Below are 21821 nucleotides of genomic sequence, written 5' to 3' on the forward strand. Positions count from 1 at the left end.
CAGACACCGACGGCAGGTAGAAAGCGTCGTTACCGCAGTGTCTGACTCCCGAAGGGTGTCAGACACCGACGGCAGGCAGAAGGCGCCGTTACTGCTGTGTCTGACTCCCGAAGGGTGTCAGACACCGACGGCGGGCAGAAGGCGCCGTTACTGCAGTGTCTTCTCCCTGGGCCGGGCAGGACGCTGGACGGCCCAAACCGCGCCTTCCGCTATTTGGCAGTCAGCACACAATCCAGCGCGGCCGGCGGCGCCAGCCGCACCGTAAAGGCCCGCAGTTCGTCGCGGCGGAACACGTGCACGGTAACGCGGTCGCCCGGTCGATACTGGGCCAGCAACTGTTCCAGCCCGGCCGAATCATCCACCCGCAAGCCGTCGATGGCCACCAGGGTATCGCCGGCGGCCAGCCCGCCCTTATGTGCCGCTCCGCCTTCGAGCACCGTGGCCAGCACCAGGGAATCTGCCTGCTTGCGCGTGCGCACGTCCAGCGACGGGATGTTCAGGGATGCCTTCCATTGCAGCCCGATGCCATGTGGCGCCAGCAGTTCGGCCAACGGCACGTCGGCCGTGCCGTAGGCGTATCGCGCCACAAAGCGGCGCACATCCACGCCGGTGGCCTCGCGCACCAGCGCGGGCAGTGCGTCTTCGGGTACGCCCACCGGCTTGCCGCGATAAAAATCCCGGCCGTAGCGCCGCCACAGCAGCCGCATCACGTCGTCCAGCGACGCCGCCCCACCGCTTTCGCGGCGGATCGTCAGGTCCAGGCCCAGCGCCACCAGCGCACCCTTGGTGTAGTAGCTCACCAGCGCGTTGGGCGAGTTTTCGTCCTGCTTGTAGTAGCGCGTCCAGGCGTCGAACGAGCTTTCGGCCACCGATTGCTTGTGGCGCCCTGGCGTGCGCGCCACGCTGGTGATGGTCTTGGCCAGCAGGCGCAGATAGTCGGCCAGGCTTACCGTGCCAGAGCGCAGCAGCATCAGGTCGTCGTAATACGACGTAAAGCCTTCAAATACCCAAAGCAGGCGCGTCAGGGCCGGCTGTTGCAACGAATAGGGCGCAAAGGCGGCGGGCTTGATGCGCTTGACGTTCCAGGTGTGGAAATATTCGTGGCTGAGCAGCCCCAGAAAGCCGCGGTAGCCATCGCCCTGGCCTTGCTGGCCTTGCACGGGAAGGTCTTTGCGCGAGGCCATCAGTGCCGTGCTGGCGCGATGTTCCAGGCCGCCGTAGCCGTCGCCCACCACCATGGTCATGAACACATAGCGGTCGCTGCTGTCCAGGAACGGCGCGCGCTTGCTGCGAGGTTCAAAAAGTGCGATCTGCGCTTCGCAGATGCGGCGGGCGTCGTCGGCGATGCGCGCCAGGTCCAGCCGCGGCGCCACGCCGGTGAACACCAGCTCGTGCTCCGCGCCATGCGCGGTAAAGCGCGCCACCTGTGGCGTGCCCATTTCCACGGGGTGATCGATCAGGGCGTCGTAATCGGGAGCCAGGTAGCGGCCAAAACCGTGGCGCCGTGCCGCGCCGGCGTAGCCGCGCGCTTCGGGCAGGCTGGTATAGACCTTCCAGCCATCGATGCCCCGCGGGGGCTCCAGGTCGAGCAGGCAGGGCGCCGATTCGCGGCCTGCTACGCGCAGGAATACGCTCGTGCCGTTGAAAAATCCGTGCGTTTCGTCCAGGTGCGCGCCGCGCACCGACAGGTCCCAGGCGTAGACCGTGTACTCGACCTGCAGCGGCCCTTCGCAAGGCGCGGCCTGCCAGGTATGGTTGTCGATCTTGGTTACGGCAACCGCGCGGCCGCCGGCACGGGCGTGCAGCGTTTCGATCTGCCGGGAAAAATCGCGGATCAGGTAGCTGCCGGGTATCCAGGCGGGCAATGCCAGGCGCTGGCCGGCGGAGTCCGGCTCGGGCACCGTCAAGGTGACGCGGTAGCGGTGGCCGGCGGGGTCGTAAGGCTCAAGGCGGTAAATTACGGGTTTGTCCATTGCGGTATCTTACTTTCCCAAACACGATTTTCCAGGAGACTTCCATGAGCGAATCATTTGTGCTGGTCGAAACCCGCGGCCGGGTCGGGCTGTTGACGCTTAACCGCCCCAAGGCGCTCAATGCGCTCAATGATCAGCTGATGGACGAGTTGGGCGCCGCGCTGCTGGCCTTCGACGCCGACGACGGTATCGGCGCGATCGTGATCACCGGCAGCGAAAAGGCCTTTGCGGCCGGTGCCGACATAGGCGCCATGAAAGACTGGTCGTACATGGACGTGTACGCCAGCGAATACATCTCGCGCAACTGGGAAACCATCAAACGCGTGCGCAAGCCGGTCATTGCCGCGGTGGCGGGCTATGCCCTGGGCGGCGGCTGCGAACTAGCCATGATGTGCGACATCATCATTGCCGCCGACTCGGCCCGCTTCGGCCAGCCGGAAATCAAGCTGGGCGTCATCCCTGGCGCGGGCGGCACGCAGCGCCTGCCGCGCGCGGTGGGTAAGGCCAAGGCCATGGACCTGGTGTTGACCGCCCGCCTGATGAAAGCCGAAGAGGCCGAGCGTGCCGGCCTGGTTTCGCGGGTCGTGCCTGCCGACAAGCTGCTCGACGAGGCCATTGACGCCGCCACCGTCATCGCATCGATGTCGCTGCCCTCGGTCATGATGGCCAAGGAATGCGTCAACCGCGCGTACGAATCGCCGCTGAACGAGGGCGTGCTGTTCGAGCGCCGGGTGTTCCATTCGCTGTTTTCCACGGCCGACCAGAAAGAGGGCATGGCGGCGTTCGTCGAAAAGCGTCCGCCCGCGTTCCAGCACAAGTAAATCCGGCGGGCGCAGGGGGCGCCCGGGCAAGGGTACGCGCGGTCCACACCCGGTTTCGCGCTGTAACTTTTACGTCGCACACTGTTGCGGTGTCCGAGCCTATTCTGTAACGGCGTTATGTTGGAAGGTGGCCGCCTGGCAGCAGGCGGCCGGCTCATTTGCCAATACGAACAAGGAGCCCCTCATGCATTGTCGCCCGTCCATTCCCGCCCGCCGCTGGCGCACCGCCACTCTGGCGGGCGCCCTGGGAGCCTGCTTTGCCTGCGCTGCGCTCGCCCAGGAGCCTCGCCACACACTGCGGCTGGTTTCCGAAACGCCTGCCGTGGCCTCCAGCGCGCCCCTTTCTGCCCAGGAACTGCGCGATACCGCAGTAGATGCGTATCTGTACGCCTATCCGCTGGTCTTGATGGAGGCCACGCGCCGCAGTTCGACCCAGGTGCAGCATGCGCTGGCCGGCAAGGCGCCCATGAACCAGTTCGGCCACCGGACGGTCTTCCCGGATCCGGGCAACACAGACGTCGCCTGGCCCAGCACCGACATGTTGTATTCCAGCCTGTGGTACGACGTATCCCGGCAGCCCCTGGTCATACGCGTGCCCGCCTCGGGCGGCCGCTATTACGCGTTGTCGCTGCTGGATATGTGGACCGACGAATTCGATTCGCGCGGTACCCGCACCACGGGCAACGGCGAGCAAACGTTTGTGCTTGTGGGTCCGCATTGGCAAGGCATCGCGCCCGCAGGCATGGACGTCGTGCGCAGCCCCACCAACATGGGGTGGCTGATCGCGCGCATCCAGGCTGGGGGGCCGCATGAATATGCGGCCGTCAACCAGTTCCAGGCGGGGCTGACGGCCACTGCGTTGCCGGTGGCTCCGCCGGCGCCGGCCACGCCGCCGCGGCCCGGGGCGGCCAAGCCGGCAGTCTGGCCCCAGAGCCCGGCCAGCCCGGGGTATTCGCCAGTGGGGGCGGCGTCGGCTCTGCCGCCGCCCGCGCCTGTGCAACCGGCGTCCTCGGTCACCTGGGACACTCAGGGCACGCCGGGGCAGCAAGTCGCCGCCATGGACCCGGCCACATTCTTCACCGTGTTTTCCGAGCTCCTGCAGGCCAACCCGCCGCACGCGAACGACAACGCCATACTGTCGCGCCTGCGTCGCATCGGCCTGGCCGGCCCCCAGCCCTTCGTGTATTCGAACCTGGATCCGGTGGTGCAACAGGCGCTGGCGGACGCGCGTCCCGTGGCGGGCCGCCGCATCGCGGACGCGGTTGCGCGCATGGGCACGCCCCTGAACGGCTGGAACACCGTGCTGCATGGCATCGGTTCATACGGCACCGACTATACGCGCCGGGCCGCGGTTGCCTACGCCGGGCTGGGCGCCACCACGCCGCATGACGCCCTGTATCCCATAACCACCGTGGACGAAGACGGTGAGCTGCTCGATAGCAACGAAGAGTACGTCCTGCACTTCGACAAGGGGCAGTTGCCGCCCGTCAATGCGTCGTGGTCGCTGACCTTGTATAACGCCCAACAAGGCCTGGCGCCCAACCGCAAGGGCCGCTATGCGCTGCGCAGCACCGATCCCCTGCAATACAACGCCGACGGCTCGCTCGATATTTACATTCAGCGCGACGATCCGGGCCCCGGCAAGTCGCAGAACTGGCTGCCCGCCCCCGACCAGGGCAACTTCATGCTCAACATGCGCCTGTATTGGCCCCAGGACATCGCGCTCGACGGCCAGTGGGCTCCGCCGCCGGTCCGGGAAGACTAACCCTCGGCACACCCCGGCCGGGCGTCATCCGGCGCCCCGCTGCCGCAGCTGCCGGCCCGCACCAAATATTGGTGCGGGCCGGCAGCTTTATTTGCTCGGTCAAATCGAATCACGCTATACTCTACGGGTTTGACGCTTGCGGGATAAAAACACATGGCAAACCTGTCGCGCATGTGTGTTCGCAAGAGCGGGGAAGCCTGATGCAAAGCCTGGTGCAACACAATCCGGTGCTTACCGAAGCCGATCGCGCGGCGCTCGATGCTCAGGCTTGCCGGGGGCTCTTGTGGGCATTGGCGGCGCAGGGGGCCATGGGGCTCGCGGCGGCATTAATTGCAGGGATCATTGCGGGTAAGGCGGCCGGGTTGTCGGCGTTGGCGGGGGCGGGTGCGTATTTCGTACCCAATGCGTTGTTTGCATTGCGTCTGCTCGTCAACGTGCTCAAGTCGGGTCGAGCCAATCCTGTTACTTTTTTCCTAGGCGAGGCGGCCAAGTTGCTCATGACGGCATTGCTGTTGTGGCTGCTGTCGCGTGTGGCGCAAAACTGGCTGGTATGGCCGGCTGTGCTGCTCGGGCTGGTCTTCACGCTCAAGGGCTATCTCCTGTTGTTAATGTTCCGCAAGTTGTCATAGCTGCTTAGAAATCATGCAAACGTCCGGCTCGCAAGGGTCGTTCATTCAGCAAACAGGGTAGGGTTCAAATGGCTGCTGCCAGCGACGTATCGCCTCAGTCCGCGTATATTCAGCACCACCTGGTGCATCTGAACAATCTTGGCGAAAAGCAGTCCGTCATCGCCCAGTTCGACGTCATCAACTATGACTCGGTGTTCTGGTCCGCCCTGACGGGTCTGGCAGTCATCCTGGTTCTTTGGCTGGCCGCGCGCCGCGCCACGGCAGGGGTGCCCGGCCGCTTCCAGATGTTCGTCGAAATGATCGTCGACATGGTGGACGAACAGGCCAAGGGCATCGTCACCAATGCCAAGAGCCGCCTGTTCGTGGCCCCCCTGGCGCTTACCGTGTTCCTCTGGATCGTCCTGATGAACGCGCTCGACCTCATCCCCGTCGACCTGATGCCGTCCATCTGGCGCTGGACCGGCCTGGGCGACGAGCACGGCGATCCTTTGTACTACCATCGCATTCTGCCCACGGCCGACCTGAACGTGCCCATGGGCATGTCGCTGGGCGTGCTGCTGCTGATGTTCTACTACGGCATCAAGATCAAGCACCCGGGCGGTTTCGTCAAAGACCTGTTCGCCGCGCCGTTCCATGCCCATGGCATCGGAGCCGTGCTGCTGGCCCCGGCCAACCTGCTGCTGAACCTGATTGAATACGCCGCCAAGTCCGTTTCGCTGGGCATGCGGTTGTTCGGCAACATGTTTGCCGGCGAACTCGTGTTCATGCTGATCGCCTTGCTGGGCGGCGCCTGGACAGGGCTCAACGCAGCCAGCGTGGGCCTGGGTATCGGCCACATCCTGGCCGGTTCGGTGTGGGCCATCTTCCACATCCTGATCGTGCTGTTGCAGGCCTTTATCTTCATGATGCTGACGCTGGTGTACATCGGCCAGGCTCACGAAGGGCACTAACCCGATTCCTGGCGCGGGTTTCCGCCCGCGCCCAGGGGCGCAAGATTTTCTTGCATTCCAAGCAGTACCGTTTTCTTACATTTTTGACTTCAGATTTCTAACCAAGGAGTTGTCATGACCAACGTCGCTTTCGTTGCTCTCGCTTGCGGTCTTATCATCGGTCTGGGCGCTATCGGCGCTTGCATCGGCATCGCACTCATGGGCGGCAAGTACCTGGAAGCTTCGGCTCGTCAGCCTGAACTGATGAATGCGCTGCAAACCAAGATGTTCCTGCTGGCTGGCCTGATCGACGCGGCGTTCCTGATCGGCGTGGGTATCGCCATGCTGTTCGCCTTCGCCAACCCGTTCGTAGGCTAAGTCCGACGGTTCATGGCAACGCCCGCCGGCGCAACGGCGGGCTTGACGCCGGCGGCAGCAGCTTCAGCTGCGTGCATGTCGGCCAAGTATCGAGTGCTCCGTGACGCCCTTCATGTGTCCGGAGCCGTAAGGTGTTAAAGGAACGACCGTGAATCTGAACGCGACGATCTTTTTCCAGATGCTCGTGTTCTTCGTTCTGGGCTGGTTCACGATGAAATTCGTGTGGCCGCCTCTGACGAAGGCGATGGACGAGCGCCGCCAAAAAATCGCCGACGGCCTGGCCGCCGCCGAGAAGGGCAAGGCCGATCTGGCCCAAGCCCAAGCGCGCGTCAGTCTGATCGAGGCTTCTGCCAAATCCGAGACCCACGCCCGCATCGTCGAGGCCGAGAAGCAGGCCGCCTCGCTGATCGAGCAGGCTCGCCGCGAGGCTGAAGCCGAGCGCGCCCGCATCGTCGCCCAGGCGGCGCAAGATGCCGCGCAGGAAGTCCAGCGTGCCCGCGACCTGCTGCGCGACGACGTCGCCGCATTGGCTGTCAAGGGTGCTGAACAGATCCTCCAGCGCGAGGTTGATGCCCGCGCCCATGCCGAGCTGCTCAACCAGCTCAAGGCGCAGCTTTAATCCGGGAACGCCATGGCTGAACTTTCCACTGTCGCCAGGCCCTACGCCGAGGCACTTTTTGGTGCGGCACGCGACGACAAGGCCGGTTTGCAGGCCTGGGCCGAACTGGTCGGCGAGCTGGCCCATGTGGCTGCTCACCCCGACGTGCGCGAAGCGATGTCCGATCCGCGCCTGGGCGATGCGCAGCGCATCGAACTCTTTACCAGCCTGGTCAAGGCTGAGTTGCCCCAGGGTGCGCGCAACTTCATCGAGCTTCTGGTGGCCAACGACCGCCTTTTGCTGCTGCCCAGCATTGCGCAGCAATTCGTCGCGCTCAAGAACCAACACGAAGGCACGGCGCAGGCGGAAATCACCAGTGCGTTCGAGCTCGGCGCCGATCAGGTCAAAGACCTGGTCAACGCCCTTGAAACCAAGTTCGGTCTGAAGCTCAGCCCGGTCGTCACGGTAGACAAGTCGCTGATCGGCGGCGTGCGCGTGGCGGTAGGCGACCAGGTACTCGATACTTCCGTAAAAGCCCAATTGGCCCGCTTGCGGGATACGCTGGCTGCCTGACGCGCAAGGCCAGATAAACAGGATTCCAGGAGTCAATATGCAACTCAATCCCTCCGAGATCAGCGAACTGCTCAAGAGCCGCATCGAGGGCCTGGGCGCTTCGGCTGACATTCGCACCCAGGGCACCGTCGTGTCCGTGACTGACGGCATTACCCGCATCCACGGCCTGTCCGACGTGATGCAGGGCGAAATGCTCGAATTTCCCAACAATGTTTTCGGCGTGGCGCTGAACCTCGAGCGCGACTCCGTCGGCGCCGTGATTCTGGGCGACTACACCGGCGTGTCCGAAGGCGACCAGGTCAAGACCACCGGCCGCATTCTCGAAGTGCCGGTCGGCCCCGAGCTGAAGGGCCGCGTGGTCAACACGCTGGGCCTGCCCATCGACGGCAAGGGTCCCATCGACACCAAGGAAACCGACATCATCGAAAAAGTGGCGCCCGGCGTAATCGCCCGCCGCTCGGTGTCGCAACCGCTGCAAACCGGTATCAAGGCTATCGACTCGATGGTGCCCATCGGCCGCGGCCAGCGCGAGCTGATCATCGGCGACCGCCAGACCGGCAAGACCGCCGTTGCCGTCGACACCATCATCAGCCAGAAGGGCAAGGACGTCACCTGCGTGTACGTCGCCATCGGCCAGAAGGCGTCGACCATCAACAACGTGGTGCGCAAGCTCGAAGAGCACGGCGCCATGGAATACACCATTGTCGTGGCCGCCTCGGCGTCCGACTCGGCCGCCATGCAATACCTGGCTGCCTACGCCGGCTGCACCATGGGCGAGTACTTCCGCGATCGCGGCCAGGACGCCCTGATCATTTACGACGACCTGACCAAGCAAGCCTGGGCCTACCGCCAGGTATCGCTGCTGCTGCGCCGTCCGCCGGGCCGCGAAGCCTACCCTGGTGACGTGTTCTACCTGCACTCGCGCCTGCTCGAGCGTGCCGCGCGCGTCAACGAAGAATACGTCGAGAAGTTCACCAACGGCGCCGTCAAGGGCAAGACCGGCTCGCTGACCGCGCTGCCGATCATCGAAACCCAGGCAGGCGACGTGTCGGCTTTCGTGCCCACCAACGTGATCTCGATCACCGACGGCCAGATCTTCCTGGAAACCGACCTGTTCAACGCGGGTGTGCGTCCTGCCATCAACGCCGGTATCTCGGTGTCGCGGGTGGGTGGCGCTGCCCAGACCAAAGTCATCAAGAAGCTGTCCGGCGGTATCCGTACCGACCTGGCGCAGTACCGTGAACTGGCAGCCTTCGCGCAATTCGCATCCGATCTCGACGACGCCACCCGCCGTCAGCTCGAGCGCGGCAAGCGCGTGGTCGAACTGCTCAAGCAGCCGCAATACCAGCCGCTGCAAGTGTGGGAACTGGCCGTCACGCTGTACACGGTCAACAACGGCTACCTGGACGACGTGGACGTGGCGCAGGTCCTGGCCTTCGAAAAGTCGCTGAAAGATCAGCTCAAGGCCAAGCACGCCAGCCTGATCCAGCGCATCGAAGACACCAAGGAACTGTCCAAGGACGACGAAGCCGAACTGGCTGCCGCCATCCAGGATTTCAAGAAGCACGGTGCTTTTTAAGGCAATGTCCGGCGTAGTGGCGGGCCGCGTGCCCGCCCTACGGTAGGGCGGGGCGAGCCCCGGCCGCAACCGCCAAGCCGTTACAACAGGAAAGCGCAATGCCCGGAATCAAGGAAATCCGAACCAAGATCAAGAGCGTGCAAAACACGCGCAAGATCACCAAGGCGATGGAGATGGTCGCTGCATCCAAAATGCGCAAGGCGCAGGACCGGATGCGCGCGGGTCGTCCGTACGCCACCAAAGTGCGCGAGATCGCTGCGCACCTGATGCAGGCCAACCCCGAGTACAGCCATCCGTACCTGATCGAACGCGATATCAAGGCGGTAGGCGTGGTGCTGGTCACCACCGACAAGGGTCTGTGCGGCGGCCTGAACACCAACATCAGCCGTGTGACGCTGGCCAAGCTCAAGGACTTCGAGCAACGCGGCATCCGCGTGCAGGCCACGGCGTTCGGCAACAAGGGCCTGGGCCTGCTGACTCGCATTGGCGCCAATCTGGTCTCGCACGAGGTGCAGCTGGGCGACAAGCCCGACCTCGACCGCCTGCTGGGCGCCATCAAGGTGCAGCTCGACGCCTATCTCAGTGGCGAAATCGATGCGTTGTACGTGGCGGCTACCCGCTTCGTCAACACCATGAAGCAAGAGCCGGTGTTCCTGCGTCTGCTGCCGCTCGAAAGCGGCTTGGACGATCCCTTCCAGTCGGGCGTTGAAAAACTGGCATCGACCGCTGAGGTCAAGTCGAACTACAGCTGGGACTACATCTACGAGCCCGATGCCAAGAGCGTGATCGACGACCTGCTGCAGCGTTACGTCGAAGGTCTGCTGTACCAGGCCGTGGCCGAGAACATGGCCTCGGAGCAGTCGGCCCGGATGGTCGCCATGAAGGCAGCGTCGGATAACGCCAAGAAGGTTATCGGCGACCTGCAGCTGGTCTATAACAAGACCCGCCAGGCGGCGATCACCAAGGAAATTTCGGAAATCGTAGGGGGCGCGGCCGCCGTCTAAGCAGCCTGCATCCCGTCAAAAGCTATCAAGCAAGGAATCGACATGAGCAACGGAACCATCGTTCAGTGCATCGGCGCCGTGGTGGATATTCAGTTCCCCCGCGATCAAATGCCCAAGATCTACGAAGCGCTCACTCTGGCCGACGAAAGTTCGCCGTTCGCCGAAAAGGGTCTCACGCTGGAAGTGCAGCAACAGCTGGGCGACGGCGTGGTGCGTACCATTGCGCTGGGCTCCAGCGACGGCCTGCGCCGCGGCATGAAGGTCGTGGGCACCGGCGCGCCCATCTCGGTGCCGGTGGGCCACGGCACGCTGGGCCGCATCATGGACGTGCTGGGTCGTCCCATCGACGAAGCCGGCCCCATCCAGGCCGACGAAAAGCGCGCCATCCACCAGAGCGCTCCCCGTTTCGACGAACTGTCGCCGTCGGTCGAGCTGCTCGAAACCGGCATCAAGGTTATTGACCTGGTCTGCCCGTTCGCCAAGGGCGGCAAGGTGGGCCTGTTCGGCGGCGCCGGCGTGGGCAAGACCGTCAACATGATGGAACTGATCAACAACATCGCCAAGCAGCACAGCGGTTTGTCGGTGTTTGCAGGCGTGGGCGAACGTACCCGCGAAGGCAACGACTTCTACCACGAAATGGAAGAGTCGAAGGTGCTGGACAAGGTGGCCATGGTGTTTGGTCAGATGAACGAGCCTCCCGGCAACCGTCTGCGCGTCGCCCTGACCGGCCTGACCATGGCCGAGAAGTTCCGCGATGAAGGCCGCGACATCCTGTTCTTCGTCGACAACATCTATCGCTACACCCTGGCCGGTACCGAAGTGTCGGCGCTGCTGGGCCGTATGCCTTCGGCCGTGGGCTACCAGCCGACGCTGGCCGAAGAAATGGGCGTGCTGCAAGAGCGCATCACCTCGACCAAGACCGGCTCGATTACGTCGATCCAGGCCGTGTACGTGCCTGCCGACGACTTGACCGACCCGTCGCCCGCCACCACCTTCCAGCACTTGGATTCGACCGTGGTGCTGTCGCGTGATATCGCCGCGCTGGGTATCTACCCCGCCGTGGATCCGCTGGATTCGTCCAGCCGCCAGCTCGACCCGCAAGTCGTCGGCGAAGAGCACTACGCCGTGGCCCGTGGCGTGCAGCAAACCCTGCAGCGCTACAAAGAACTGCGCGACATCATCGCCATTCTGGGCATGGACGAACTCTCGCCCGAAGACAAGCAGGCCGTGGCCCGTGCGCGCAAGATCCAGCGCTTCCTGTCGCAGCCGTTCCATGTGGCCGAAGTGTTTACCGGTTCGCCCGGCAAGTACGTGCCGCTGGCCGAGACCATCCGTGGTTTCAAGATGATCGTCAACGGCGAATGCGACGCGTTGCCCGAGCAGGCCTTCTACATGGTCGGCACCATCGACGAAGCCTTCGAGAAGGCCAAGAAACTGCAATAAGGAGCTCACATGGCTACCCTGCAAGTGGATGTGGTCAGCGCAGAAGAAGCGATCTTCGCCGGTGAGGCTAAGTTCGTGGCACTGCCTGGCGAGGCGGGTGAGCTGGGCATTCTGCCCGGGCACACCCCGCTGATCTCGCGCATACGCCCCGGTACAGTCAAGATCGTCCGTGCCGATGGAGGCGAGGAGAACATCTTCGTCGCCGGGGGCATCCTTGAAGTGCAGCCGGGCATGGTGACGGTGCTGGCCGATACGGCCATCCGCGCCGCCGACCTCGACGAAGCCCGCGCCGTGGCGGCGCGCGAAAAGGCCGAAGAGGCCCTGCGCAACGCCAAGGACAAGGCGGATATCGCGGTGGTTGAGGCGGAACTCGCCATGCTGGCCGCGCAAGCCGTGGCTGCGCGCAAGCTGCGCCAGACCCGCAGCACGCACTGATATCAGTACCCCGTGCGCCGCGTGTCCCGCGCGGCGCACAAACAAAAAGGGCGGCCTTGGCCGCCCTTTTTGTTTTTGCATTTCCAAACGGGGCGCGTGCATATGCGTGTGGCGCGTCCGCTCGTCGCCGCGCTTTGCGCTAGTACCCAAAAAGCAGGAACTGGCAAGCGCTGGACGCTTGGATTACGTATAACCCGCAATATGACATGTGCGGATACCGCCTAGCTGGACTGACGCGTACGCTTGCGTTTATTGCGTACGTATCAAGGAGCTCGTCTTGCGGGAAACACTCGATTGCGCCGTACTGATGACGCCCGGCCATGAAGCCTGGGTGCGCGACTGGGTCGCCAGCCACCAGGGCCAGGGCCGCCTGCGCCTGTACGCGCAGGAACTGTCCGCGTTGGCGCCGGGTTTGCCAGATACGCGCCTGCTGGCGCGCGCGCGCCTGGCGCTACGGCGCTACGACGGCTGCGTCATCCCGGTGGCGCCAACGTCCTTGTCGTGGGTGCGCACCATTCTTGCCAATGCTGGGGCCGAGCCGCGTACGCCGTTGGTTGCCATGGTGTTCGACATCACCGCGCCGGCCATACTCGATCTGCTCGCCCTGGGGGCGGCCGACTTCATGCGCGCGCCGGCCTGCACCGATGAGCTTCGGGCACGCCTGTCGCGGCTATGCCGCGGGGGGCCATCCATGACACCCCAGATGGCGCCAGGGGGTGCGGCGGGCGCGCCTCCGTGCACGGTGCGTGAACCCGTGCCGGGCTACGGCGCACGGGCGAGCGCGCGCCGTACGGCAACGCGTGCCCGTCTTGAAGCGGCCTTGGCCGCGTTGCATGCGCAGGACGCCACGCTGGCTGAAGAACCTTTCCGGCAGGCCAAGTCCCGCGTGGTTGCCGGCTTCGAACGCGAATACTTGCGTCGCGCGTTGTCACGCCATGGCGGCAACGTGGCCCAGGCCGCGCGCGCGTCCAGCAAGCATCGCCGCGCGTTCTGGGCACTGATGCGCAAGCACCGCATCGACGCGTCGCCGTACCGCGAGCCCCGCTGACGCGGCAGGCGCTGGTTTCGATCCCTGGTGTCTGACGCCCTGGCGTGATTGGTGTCTGACACCCTTCGCGTGATTGGTATCTGACACCCTTCGGGAGTCCGACACCAGTAATTCCCGGCGAGAGTCAGACGTCGGCAATTTCCGGCGGGCGTCAGGCAATGGCAATGTCCCGTCGCTACCGAAGGCAGGCGCGCCGCAGATGGGCGCGTGTGTGATGGGCGTCTCGCGTGTAATTGGTGTCTGACTCCCGAAGGGTGTCAGACACCGCCAAGCTACCCTTCGCTCATGCCCGGGGCGGGTTGGGGGGCTTGATGCTTGCGTACGCGTTCCTCGATACGCTTGCCTACATCCGGATCGACGCTCTTCCAGTACTCGAAAGCTCGTTCCAGCACGGGCGAACGCACGCCGCCAAGCAGGCTTCCGGCAACAGTTTCAACCAGGCGCGCGCGCTGCGCGTCGTCGAATACCTCGCGTACCAGGATGCCCGGCTGAGTGAAGTCGTCGTCTTCTGCACGCAAGGTGTAGGCGCTGCGTACCATTTCGCCATCGGCTTCCCAGCCGTCTTCTGCCTTGCCCGACGTGTCGGCCCAGGCGCGGCCTTCGGAATTGGGCGCATAAACCGGCTGGTTGCCGCTGTGCTCGTAGGCCATGTGGCCGTCGAACATATATGTATTGACCGGCACCTTGGACTTATTGACCGGCAACTGGTGAAAGTTGGCGCCGATGCGGTGGCGCTGCGCGTCGTGGTAGGCGAACGCCCGGCCCAGCAGCATCTTGTCGGGCGACAGGCCGATGCCGGGAACGGTATTGCCGGGAGAAAAAGCTGCCTGCTCGATTTCGGCAAAGAAATTCTCGGGGTTGCGATCGAGCGTCATCGTGCCCACTTCGATCAGCGGGTAGTCTTTATGCGACCAGGTCTTGGTAAGGTCGAACGGGTTGATGCGATACGTCTTTGCGTCTTCGTAAGGCATCACCTGCACCGAAAGCGTCCAGCGGGGGTAATCGCCCCGTGCAATGGCGTCGAACAGGTCGCGGCGGTGGAAGTCGGCATCGCTGCCGGCCATGTCCTTGGCTTGCTGGTTATTGAAGAATTCCATGCCCTGCCGGGTATGGAAATGGTATTTCACCCAGAAGCGCTCGCCCTGGGCATTGACCCACATATACGTATGCGAGCCATAGCCGTTCATGTGCCGCCACGTGCGCGGCAGCCCGCGGTCGCCCATCAGGTACGTGACCTGATGCGCCGATTCGGGGTTGTTGGTCCAGAAGTCCCATTGCATGTGGTTGTCGCGAAGGCCGGAATCCGGCAGGCGCTTCTGGCTGCGTATGAAGTGCGGGAACTTCATCGGGTCGCGCACGAAGAAAATGGGCGTGTTGTTGCCCACCAGGTCGTAGTTGCCTTCGGAGGTATAGAACTTCAGCGAGAACCCGCGCACGTCGCGCCAGGTGTCGGGGCTGCCGGCTTCGCCCGCCACGGTGGAGAACCGCGCGAGCATTTCGGTTTTACAGCCTTTCTGAAACAGCGCGGCCTTGGTGTACCTGGACACGTCCGCCGTGGTTTCAAACACGCCAAAGGCGCCGGCGCCTTTGGCATGCGGCTGGCGTTCAGGAACCTTTTCCCGGTTGAAGTGCGCCATCTGCTCCAGGAAGTGGACATCGTGCAGCAAGATGGGACCATTGGGGCCGATGGTCAACGAGTGGCGATCGCTTGGCGCGGGCGCTCCGGCCCCGGTAGTAGATGGCGTGGCGTCGTGCTTTTTTGAGTTTGTCATGGTGGCTCCTGGAAGAAGATGACAAGCAGGCGAAAGCGGGTTCGGCCCGGGCGGCAAGGTTCACTGTACACCAGGTTATCCTGGCCTTAGCCTGCGCCGGCGCATGCACATTGCGTACGGCCGGGGGGCGAACGCAAGCCGACATAAAACATCGCGCCCACGCGGGGCGGGTCACATGTTCGTCTGGTCCGGCGGCACACCTTCCGGAAGCATCGCCGCACAATGGGCGTTCTTGCGCAGTTCAAGCTGTGCGCCCAGCCCGTAGCAGGCCATCGAGATCGAGCCCATAGTATGGCCGCGCACCAGCAGTTCAGGCTTGCTGTTTTCGGCGGCCGCCAGGCCCGCGATGTATAGCAGCGGCACGAAGTGGTCCGGGGTGGGAACCGCCAGGTCGTAGTCGGCATGCCCGGTCAGGCGCAACAGGTCGCCGGGTTGATCGGCAAGTTGCGCGGCCACGGCGTCGTCGAAGCGCCGTGCCCAGTCGTAGGCCAGGTCGGCCTGGCCCCATTGCAGGCGCCCCAGGTTGTGCACGACGTTTCCGCTGGCCACCACCATGACGCCGCGTTCTCGCAGGGCGTCGAGCCTTGCGGCCAGATCCAGATGGTATTCAAGGGGGCGCAATGCATTGATAGACAGCTGCACCACCGGTATGTCGGCGTCAGGGTATAGGTGCGTCAGTATGGACCAGGTGCCGTGGTCCAGCCCCCATTGGTCGATATCGAGACCGACCCATTGCGGTTTGACCAGCTCTACGATTTCGCCGGCCAGGTCCGGATCGCCGGGCGCGGGGTAGTCGAAATCGAACAACTGTTGAGGAAAGCCGTAGAAGTCGTGGATCGTGCGTGGCCGGGGCATGGCGGTGACTGCCGTCGCGCCGAAATACCAGTGGGCAGATACCACCAGCAGCGCGCGTGGCCGGGGCAAGTGCTCGCCGAAGGCGCGCCATGCTTCGGTGAAATCGTTTCGCTCCAGAGCGTTCATGGGGCTGCCGTGGCCGATGAACAGTGCGGGCATCTTGCTCATAGTGTCGCTCCTTGGGCGGCGCGGCTGGGTGCGCCTGCTGCGCACAGGAAAGCCGGCAACGACGGCGCAAGACCAGGCTGGGCTGATCCGCCAGTCGCTTGCAACATCATAGTCGGATTGCGCGACTGCGTTATGGCGACCGGGTCGGGTATTGCTGCGTGGGCGCGCCGCCCACGCCCGCCCAGAAAGCCGCCGGTTGCGGCAGCCCATCCTTCGTCGCGCGCCCCGGGGGGTAAAATCACGGCTTCCGATGTTGAAGGATGGCCGTGTCTGCTACCCCTTTGAAGAACGATGTGTTCTTGCGCGCGCTCTTGCGCGAACCCGTCCCCTATACCCCCATCTGGCTGATGCGCCAGGCGGGCCGATATCTGCCCGAGTACAACGCCACCCGGGCGCGCGCGGGCTCGTTCATGGGCCTGGCGCAGAACCCCGAATACGCCACCGAAGTCACGCTTCAGCCCCTGGCCCGTTACGATCTTGATGCGGCCATTCTGTTTTCCGACATTCTTACCGTGCCGGACGCGATGGGCCTGGGCCTGGACTTCGCCCCGGGCGAGGGGCCGCGCTTTGCGCAGCCGGTGCGCACAGAAGACGACGTCGCGCGCCTGGCCGTGCCCGACATGGCCAAGTTGCAGTATGTGTTCGATGCCGTGGCCCTGATCCGGCGCGAACTCGATGGCAAGGTGCCTCTCATCGGCTTTGCCGGCAGCCCCTGGACCATCGCCTGTTACATGGTTGAAGGCCGTGGCAGCGCCGACTACCGCCAGATCAAATCCATGCTGTATGCGCGTCCGGACCTGCTGCATCGCATCCTGGAAATCAACGCCCAGGCCACGCTGCAATACCTGAACGCGCAGATCCAGGCCGGCGCACAGGCCGTGATGCTGTTCGACAGCTGGGGCGGCGTGCTGGCCGACGGCCTGTTCCAGCAGTTCTCGCTGGCCTATACCCGCAAGGTCGTGGATGGGCTTATTCGTGAGCATCAAGGCCGCAAAGTGCCCGTGATCGTGTTTACCAAGGGCGGTGGTCAGTGGCTCGAAGATATCGTGGCCTGCGGCTGCGATGCCGTCGGGCTGGACTGGACGGTGAACCTGGGCCAGGCGCGCCAGCGGGTGAACGATGCCGTGGCGCTGCAAGGCAACCTCGACCCGATGACGCTGTTCGGCGGCGCACAGGCCATCCGGGCCGAAGCGCGTCGCACGCTCGATTCGTACGGGGCGGTGGGCCGGGGTGGTCACGTGTTCAATTTGGGCCACGGAATTTCGCAGTTCACGCCGCCCGAGGCGGTGGCCGAATTGGTGGATGAAGTGCATAGCCATAGCCGTGCATTGCATGGCTAAGTAAGTGGCCGCTATCGCGGCCCTGGGCGACCGCACATGGGGTTGGCCGCTTACTTGTGCACAGTGCGCAGGCAAGTCGGGATAACCCCGAATAGCTGGAAGCGTTTCTGGGAATTGCTTATAAGTATTTGAAAATAAACAGCAAATACATATGCAACTACCGCCGGAGCATGTTTTTTCAGCCGTTCGCCTTGACAAGTCCCAACGTTGTTGGCGATTTTTCCCCAAAGTTATCCACAGCCCCGTGTGCTTTCAGTAAATCGTCATGGCGCGACAATCTGTTAGCCGCAAAACCCAGAATCTACTTTAATTACGCAAGCGCCCAGCCATGTCTTTCCGCTCTGTCCCGTATGTCTGACCCGCAAGGCAGCGGCGTCGCGCACCCCGTGAGCTGGGTGCGTGTTGCGCTTGATGTTCCGTTGCCCGGCCCGTTTGACTACCGCGCGGCGGAGGCGGTGCCGGTGGGCGCGCGCGTGATCGTGCCGTTTGGACGGCGCAAGCTGGTGGGCGTGGTGGTCGCCGCGCCAGAGCAGCCTGGGGTAGAGGTCGGCCAGGTGCGCGAGATCGAGCAGGTGCTGCAAGACCTGCCGCCACTGCCGGCCGATTGGCTGCGGCTGGCCAGCTTTGCGGCCGATTACTACCAGCGGCCCCTGGGTGAAGTCATGCTGCCGGCCATGCCGCCGCCGTTGCGCAAGCCGTCGGCCTACCAGGGCAAGCGTTCGGGGCTGGGCCCGGTGGCGCGCCTGGAGTCCCGCAAGCGCAAGGCGGCGCCCGCGCCGGTAGAGCCCGACGAGCCCCCTGCGCTCAATGCCGACCAGCAGGCCGCCGTGGATGCGGTGGCGGGGCTGGCTAGCTTCAAGCCCGTGCTGCTGCATGGCATAACCGGCAGCGGCAAGACCGAGGTCTATCTGCACGCCGCGCAGCGTGTCCTGGCGCAGGGCCGCCAAGTGCTGCTGCTGGTTCCCGAAATCAACCTGACTCCCCAGCTTGAATCGGCGTTGCGCGCCCGGCTGGCGGGGGTGCTGGGCGCCGATGGCCTGGCGGTGATGCATAGCGGCTTGTCCGATGGCGAGCGCGTCCAGGCGTGGGCCCGGGCGCAGCGCGGCCAGGCGCGCATGCTGCTGGGCACGCGCATGGCCATTTTTGCGCCGCTGGCCAACCTGGGGCTGATCGTGGTCGACGAAGAACACGATGCGTCGTACAAACAGCAAGACGGCCTGCGGTATTCGGCGCGCGACCTGGCGGTGTGGCGCGCGCGAGACCTCGGCATTCCGGTAGTGCTGGGCTCGGCCACGCCCTCGCTGGAAAGCTGGCATCACGCCGAGCGCGGCCATTATCTGCGTTTGTCGCTGCCGGGCCGTGCCCGTGCGAGCGACCTGCCCGCGATACGGCTGATCGATACGCGCCGCCTGGTGATGCGGCAAGGCATCTCGCCGCAGTTGTCGGATGCCATTGCGCAGCGGCTCGAGCGCGGCGAACAGTCGTTGGTGTTCCTGAACCGGCGCGGCTATGCACCTGTTCTGCATTGTGCATCGTGCGCGTGGGTCAGCCACTGCCCGCGCTGTACGGCCTTTACCGTGCTGCACCGCACTGCCGGGCGCGGTCATCGCCTGCATTGCCATCATTGCGGCTACCAGGCGCCGGTGCCGCGCGCGTGCCCGGAATGCGGCGACCAGGATCTGCAGCCCATGGGCCGTGGCACACAGCGCGTGGAAGAACATCTGGCGGAACTGTTTCCCGAAGCCCGCATCTCGCGAATCGACGCGGACAGCACGCGCCGCAAAGGCAGCGCGCAGACCTTGTTCGCGGCAGTGCACGCCGGAGAGGTCGATATTCTGGTGGGCACCCAGATGGTGGCCAAGGGGCACGATTTTGCGCGCCTGGGCCTGGTGGGGGTGCTGAACGCCGACGCCGCGCTGTTTGCCCACGATTTCCGCGCGCCGGAGCGCCTGTTTGCGCAATTGATGCAGGTGGCGGGCCGCGCCGGGCGTCATGGCGGGGGCGGCGAAGTCCTGATCCAGACGGGATACCCCGAGCAGCCGGTGTATCAGGCATTGCTGCGGCATGATTACGCCGGTTTTGCACGCCATGCACTCGAAGAACGCGAAACCACCGGCCTGCCACCTTTTGCCTACCAGGCCCTGCTCACGGCCGAAGCGCGTGAACTCTCGCAGGCGCTGGCCTTTCTGCAGCAGGCTCGCGGGCTGGCCACCACCGGCGAGTTTCCCGGACTGGCGTCACTGACGCTGTACGATCCCGTGCCCCTGCGCGTGGTGCGCGTGGCGAATGTCGAGCGAGCCCAGCTTCTTCTGGAAAGCACCAGCCGGCCGGCGCTGCAGGCCTTTCTTGGCGCGTGGTCGGCGCACCTGCCCGCGGTGGCGGCAGACAACCGCGTGCGCTGGCAATTGGAAGTCGATCCTCTTGAAATCTGACGCATGTCCGACAGTACACCCATAGGCCACGGCCTGAACCCCGCCCAGAAAGAGGCTGTGCTGTACCTGGACGGCCCGTGTCTGGTGCTGGCCGGCGCGGGCAGCGGCAAGACCCGCGTCATTACCCAGAAGATTGCGTACCTGCTGCGCGAATGCGGTTACATGGGCCGCAATATCGTGGCGCTGACCTTCACCAACAAGGCCGCCCGCGAAATGGGCGAGCGCGTCAAGCCGCTGGTGGATCGTCAGATGGCAAAGGGGCTGACCATCAGCACCTTTCACGCGCTGGGCGTCAAGCTGTTGCGGGAAGAGGCGCGCCATGCAGGCCTGAAGCCGCAGTTTTCCATATTGGATGCGGACGACGCGATGGCCATCATCCAGGAACTGCTGGCCACGACGGACCGCGGGCGCTTGCGCGCGGTGCAGTCGGTTATTTCGTTGTGGAAGAATGCGCTGCTCAGCCCCGACGATGCCGAACGCATCGCGGCCACGCCCGGCGAAGTCGAGGCCGCGCGCGTGTACCGAAACTACAGCGCCACGCTGGCGGCCTACCAGGCGGTGGATTTCGATGATCTCATCCGCATACCCGCGCAGTTGCTGGAGCACAACGAAGAGGTACGCACGCGCTGGCAGAACCGCGTGCGCTATTTGCTGGTGGACGAATATCAGGACACCAATGTGTGCCAGTACCGGCTGGTGCAGCTTTTGTGCGGAAGCCGAGCCATGTTTACCGCGGTGGGAGACGATGACCAGGCCATTTATGCCTGGCGCGGCGCCACGGTCGAGAATCTGGCCAAGCTCACCACTGACTACCCGCAGCTCAAGCTGATCAAGCTGGAACAGAACTACCGGTCGGTGCAGCGTATCCTGGCGGCGGCCAATACGGTTATTGAAAAGAACCCCAAGCTGTTCGAGAAGAAGCTCTGGTCCGACCTGGGGGTGGGCGAGCCCATCGTTGTATCGGCGATGGACAATGATGAGCACGAGGCGCAGTCCATTGCCATGAAGATATCGGCCGCGCGTTTCGAGCGGCAGGCGCAGTGGAAGGATTTCGCTGTGCTGTATCGCGGCAATCACCAGGCGCGCATCCTGGAGCAGGCGTTGCGCAACCTGAAGATCCCGTACACCATCGCTGGCGGCCAAAGCTTCTTTGACAAGGCCGAGGTGCGGGACATCCTGGCTTATCTGCGGCTGATCGCCAACGACGACGATGATCCCGCCTTCATACGGGCCGCCACCACACCCAAGCGGGGCATCGGACAGGCCACGTTGCAGGTGCTGGGCCAGTACGCCGCGCAACGAGAAGTGTCGTTGCTGGCGGCAGTGGATGAATCTGGCCTGGAAGGCCTGTTGCAGGCCCGGCAACTCGAATCGTTGCGCACTTTTGCCGAGTTCATCCGCCGCATCCAGTGGCGCGCGGGCCGGGGGCGTACCGATGGCGCGGGCTCGCCCGAATCGGCGGGCGCGATCCTGGACGACATGCTGGCGGCTATCCAGTATGAGCGCTATTTGTACGATACGCTCGACGAGAAGCCCGCGCAGGCACGGTGGGAAAACGTGCTCGAGCTCACGGGCTGGCTCAAGCGCAAGGCCGACGAAGACGGAATGACGCTGTTTGACCTGGTGCAGCACGTTGCGTTGATCACCATGCTCGAGCGCGGCGACGAAGAAGAGCCGGACGCGGTGAAGCTGTCGACGCTGCATGCGTCCAAAGGCCTGGAGTATCCGCACGTGTACATCGCCGGCGTGGAAGAAGGCTTGCTGCCGCACTGGGGCAAGGATGACGAAGAGGGCGACCCGGCCCGCGCCGCCGAAAGCCTGGCGACCCGCATCCAGGAAGAGCGGCGCCTGATGTACGTGGGCATCACCCGCGCACAGCGCAGCCTGAATATCAGCTGGTGCAAGAAGCGGCGCCGCGCCCGCGAAGACATGGTGCGCGAGCCTTCGCGCTTCATCGAAGAAATGGGTCTGGGCGACGTGCCGGTGCAAGAAGACGAAGCCACGCGCGCCATGAGCCCGAAAGAACGCCTGGGGATGCTCAAGGCGCTGCTGCGCAAATAGCGAACGGGCGGTTTGTGC

At 64.2% G+C, this 21821-nt stretch carries 18 protein-coding genes; 15 read left to right on the forward strand and 3 right to left on the reverse strand.

Going from position 1 to position 21821, the window contains the following annotated elements; genetic code table 11:
• Window positions 1–209: 209 nt before the first annotated feature.
• Window positions 210–1973: a M61 family metallopeptidase gene (locus CAL19_RS00400; RefSeq protein ID WP_094795740.1), complete on the reverse strand. Its 1764-nt coding sequence runs from the start codon at window positions 1971–1973 to the stop codon at window positions 210–212.
• 44 nt (window positions 1974–2017) lie between these two features.
• Between CAL19_RS00400 and CAL19_RS00405 the strand changes: the two genes are divergently transcribed.
• The 12 genes from CAL19_RS00405 (at window position 2018) to CAL19_RS00460 (ending at window position 13175) form a co-directional block, all read left to right on the forward strand.
• Complete coding sequence (locus CAL19_RS00405) at window positions 2018–2794, forward strand: enoyl-CoA hydratase (protein ID WP_026640855.1); 777 nt, start codon at window positions 2018–2020, stop codon at window positions 2792–2794.
• Window positions 2795–2978: 184 nt separating this feature from the next.
• A complete protein-coding gene (locus CAL19_RS00410) occupies window positions 2979–4559 on the forward strand; it encodes a DUF1254 domain-containing protein (RefSeq protein WP_026640856.1) in 1581 nt (526 codons plus the stop codon).
• A gap of 200 nt (window positions 4560–4759) precedes the next feature.
• Entirely contained in the window at window positions 4760–5188 is a 429-nt protein-coding gene (locus CAL19_RS00415) for an ATP synthase subunit I (RefSeq protein ID WP_038852575.1), read from the forward strand.
• 68 nt (window positions 5189–5256) lie between these two features.
• Window positions 5257–6138, forward strand: coding sequence for a F0F1 ATP synthase subunit A (gene atpB, locus CAL19_RS00420; RefSeq protein ID WP_026640858.1), 882 nt, complete (start codon window positions 5257–5259; stop codon window positions 6136–6138).
• Between the two features lie 114 nt (window positions 6139–6252).
• On the forward strand, window positions 6253–6495 hold the full coding sequence (gene atpE, locus CAL19_RS00425; protein ID WP_003815363.1) for a F0F1 ATP synthase subunit C: 243 nt from the start codon (window positions 6253–6255) through the stop codon (window positions 6493–6495).
• Window positions 6496–6643: 148 nt separating this feature from the next.
• Window positions 6644–7114 carry a F0F1 ATP synthase subunit B gene (locus tag CAL19_RS00430; protein ID WP_026640859.1) on the forward strand — a complete coding sequence of 157 codons (471 nt, stop codon included), beginning with the start codon at window positions 6644–6646 and terminating at the stop codon, window positions 7112–7114.
• A gap of 12 nt (window positions 7115–7126) precedes the next feature.
• Window positions 7127–7666 (forward strand): F0F1 ATP synthase subunit delta, encoded by a 540-nt coding sequence (locus CAL19_RS00435; RefSeq protein ID WP_026640860.1) that lies wholly within the window; start codon window positions 7127–7129, stop codon window positions 7664–7666.
• Window positions 7667–7703: 37 nt separating this feature from the next.
• Complete coding sequence (atpA, locus tag CAL19_RS00440) at window positions 7704–9245, forward strand: F0F1 ATP synthase subunit alpha (protein ID WP_026640861.1); 1542 nt, start codon at window positions 7704–7706, stop codon at window positions 9243–9245.
• 98 nt (window positions 9246–9343) lie between these two features.
• Window positions 9344–10249, forward strand: a complete 906-nt coding sequence (gene atpG, locus CAL19_RS00445) for a F0F1 ATP synthase subunit gamma (RefSeq protein WP_026640862.1) — start codon at window positions 9344–9346, stop codon at window positions 10247–10249.
• 42 nt (window positions 10250–10291) lie between these two features.
• A complete protein-coding gene (atpD, locus tag CAL19_RS00450; protein ID WP_094795741.1) occupies window positions 10292–11692 on the forward strand; it encodes a F0F1 ATP synthase subunit beta in 1401 nt (466 codons plus the stop codon).
• Between the two features lie 9 nt (window positions 11693–11701).
• Window positions 11702–12127 (forward strand): F0F1 ATP synthase subunit epsilon, encoded by a 426-nt coding sequence (locus tag CAL19_RS00455; RefSeq protein WP_026640864.1) that lies wholly within the window; start codon window positions 11702–11704, stop codon window positions 12125–12127.
• A gap of 277 nt (window positions 12128–12404) precedes the next feature.
• Window positions 12405–13175: a helix-turn-helix domain-containing protein gene (locus tag CAL19_RS00460; RefSeq protein WP_249276231.1), complete on the forward strand. Its 771-nt coding sequence runs from the start codon at window positions 12405–12407 to the stop codon at window positions 13173–13175.
• A gap of 272 nt (window positions 13176–13447) precedes the next feature.
• On the opposite strand, the gene CAL19_RS00465 is transcribed toward CAL19_RS00460, so the two are convergent.
• Entirely contained in the window at window positions 13448–14947 is a 1500-nt protein-coding gene (locus CAL19_RS00465) for a catalase (protein WP_094795743.1), read from the reverse strand.
• 171 nt (window positions 14948–15118) lie between these two features.
• Window positions 15119–15970 carry a 4,5-DOPA dioxygenase extradiol gene (ygiD, locus tag CAL19_RS00470; RefSeq protein ID WP_094795744.1) on the reverse strand — a complete coding sequence of 284 codons (852 nt, stop codon included), beginning with the start codon at window positions 15968–15970 and terminating at the stop codon, window positions 15119–15121.
• Between the two features lie 266 nt (window positions 15971–16236).
• On the opposite strand from ygiD, the gene hemE reads away from it, so the two are divergent.
• The 3 genes from hemE to CAL19_RS00485 all read left to right on the forward strand — a co-directional run bounded on the left by hemE (window position 16237) and on the right by CAL19_RS00485 (window position 21803).
• Entirely contained in the window at window positions 16237–17310 is a 1074-nt protein-coding gene (gene hemE / locus CAL19_RS00475) for a uroporphyrinogen decarboxylase (RefSeq protein ID WP_094795905.1), read from the forward strand.
• A 350-nt stretch (window positions 17311–17660) separates the two neighbouring features.
• The gene (locus CAL19_RS00480) at window positions 17661–19742 is read left to right on the forward strand and encodes a primosomal protein N' (RefSeq protein ID WP_094795745.1); all 2082 of its coding nucleotides are present in this window, start codon (window positions 17661–17663) and stop codon (window positions 19740–19742) included.
• A 3-nt stretch (window positions 19743–19745) separates the two neighbouring features.
• Entirely contained in the window at window positions 19746–21803 is a 2058-nt protein-coding gene (locus CAL19_RS00485) for a UvrD-helicase domain-containing protein (protein WP_026640869.1), read from the forward strand.
• Window positions 21804–21821 lie beyond the last annotated feature (18 nt).

The organism is Bordetella genomosp. 7 (assembly GCF_002261265.1).
In the GTDB taxonomy this organism is placed as follows: Bacteria; Pseudomonadota; Gammaproteobacteria; order Burkholderiales; family Burkholderiaceae_B; genus Bordetella_A.

Excerpts from the sequence above, each read along its gene's own strand:
- CAL19_RS00400 (WP_094795740.1), bottom strand. The coding sequence starts at position 1,973 with ATGGACAAACCCGTAATTTACCGCCTTGAGCCTTACGACCCCGCCGGC.
- CAL19_RS00405 (WP_026640855.1), top strand. The coding sequence starts at position 2,018 with ATGAGCGAATCATTTGTGCTGGTCGAAACCCGCGGCCGGGTCGGGCTG.
- CAL19_RS00410 (WP_026640856.1), top strand. The coding sequence starts at position 2,979 with ATGCATTGTCGCCCGTCCATTCCCGCCCGCCGCTGGCGCACCGCCACT.
- CAL19_RS00415 (WP_038852575.1), top strand. The coding sequence starts at position 4,760 with ATGCAAAGCCTGGTGCAACACAATCCGGTGCTTACCGAAGCCGATCGC.
- atpB (WP_026640858.1), top strand. The coding sequence starts at position 5,257 with ATGGCTGCTGCCAGCGACGTATCGCCTCAGTCCGCGTATATTCAGCAC.
- atpE (WP_003815363.1), top strand. The coding sequence starts at position 6,253 with ATGACCAACGTCGCTTTCGTTGCTCTCGCTTGCGGTCTTATCATCGGT.
- CAL19_RS00435 (WP_026640860.1), top strand. The coding sequence starts at position 7,127 with ATGGCTGAACTTTCCACTGTCGCCAGGCCCTACGCCGAGGCACTTTTT.
- atpA (WP_026640861.1), top strand. The coding sequence starts at position 7,704 with ATGCAACTCAATCCCTCCGAGATCAGCGAACTGCTCAAGAGCCGCATC.
- atpG (WP_026640862.1), top strand. The coding sequence starts at position 9,344 with ATGCCCGGAATCAAGGAAATCCGAACCAAGATCAAGAGCGTGCAAAAC.
- atpD (WP_094795741.1), top strand. The coding sequence starts at position 10,292 with ATGAGCAACGGAACCATCGTTCAGTGCATCGGCGCCGTGGTGGATATT.
- CAL19_RS00455 (WP_026640864.1), top strand. The coding sequence starts at position 11,702 with ATGGCTACCCTGCAAGTGGATGTGGTCAGCGCAGAAGAAGCGATCTTC.
- CAL19_RS00465 (WP_094795743.1), bottom strand. The coding sequence starts at position 14,947 with ATGACAAACTCAAAAAAGCACGACGCCACGCCATCTACTACCGGGGCC.
- ygiD (WP_094795744.1), bottom strand. The coding sequence starts at position 15,970 with ATGAGCAAGATGCCCGCACTGTTCATCGGCCACGGCAGCCCCATGAAC.
- CAL19_RS00480 (WP_094795745.1), top strand. The coding sequence starts at position 17,661 with ATGTCTGACCCGCAAGGCAGCGGCGTCGCGCACCCCGTGAGCTGGGTG.
- CAL19_RS00485 (WP_026640869.1), top strand. The coding sequence starts at position 19,746 with ATGTCCGACAGTACACCCATAGGCCACGGCCTGAACCCCGCCCAGAAA.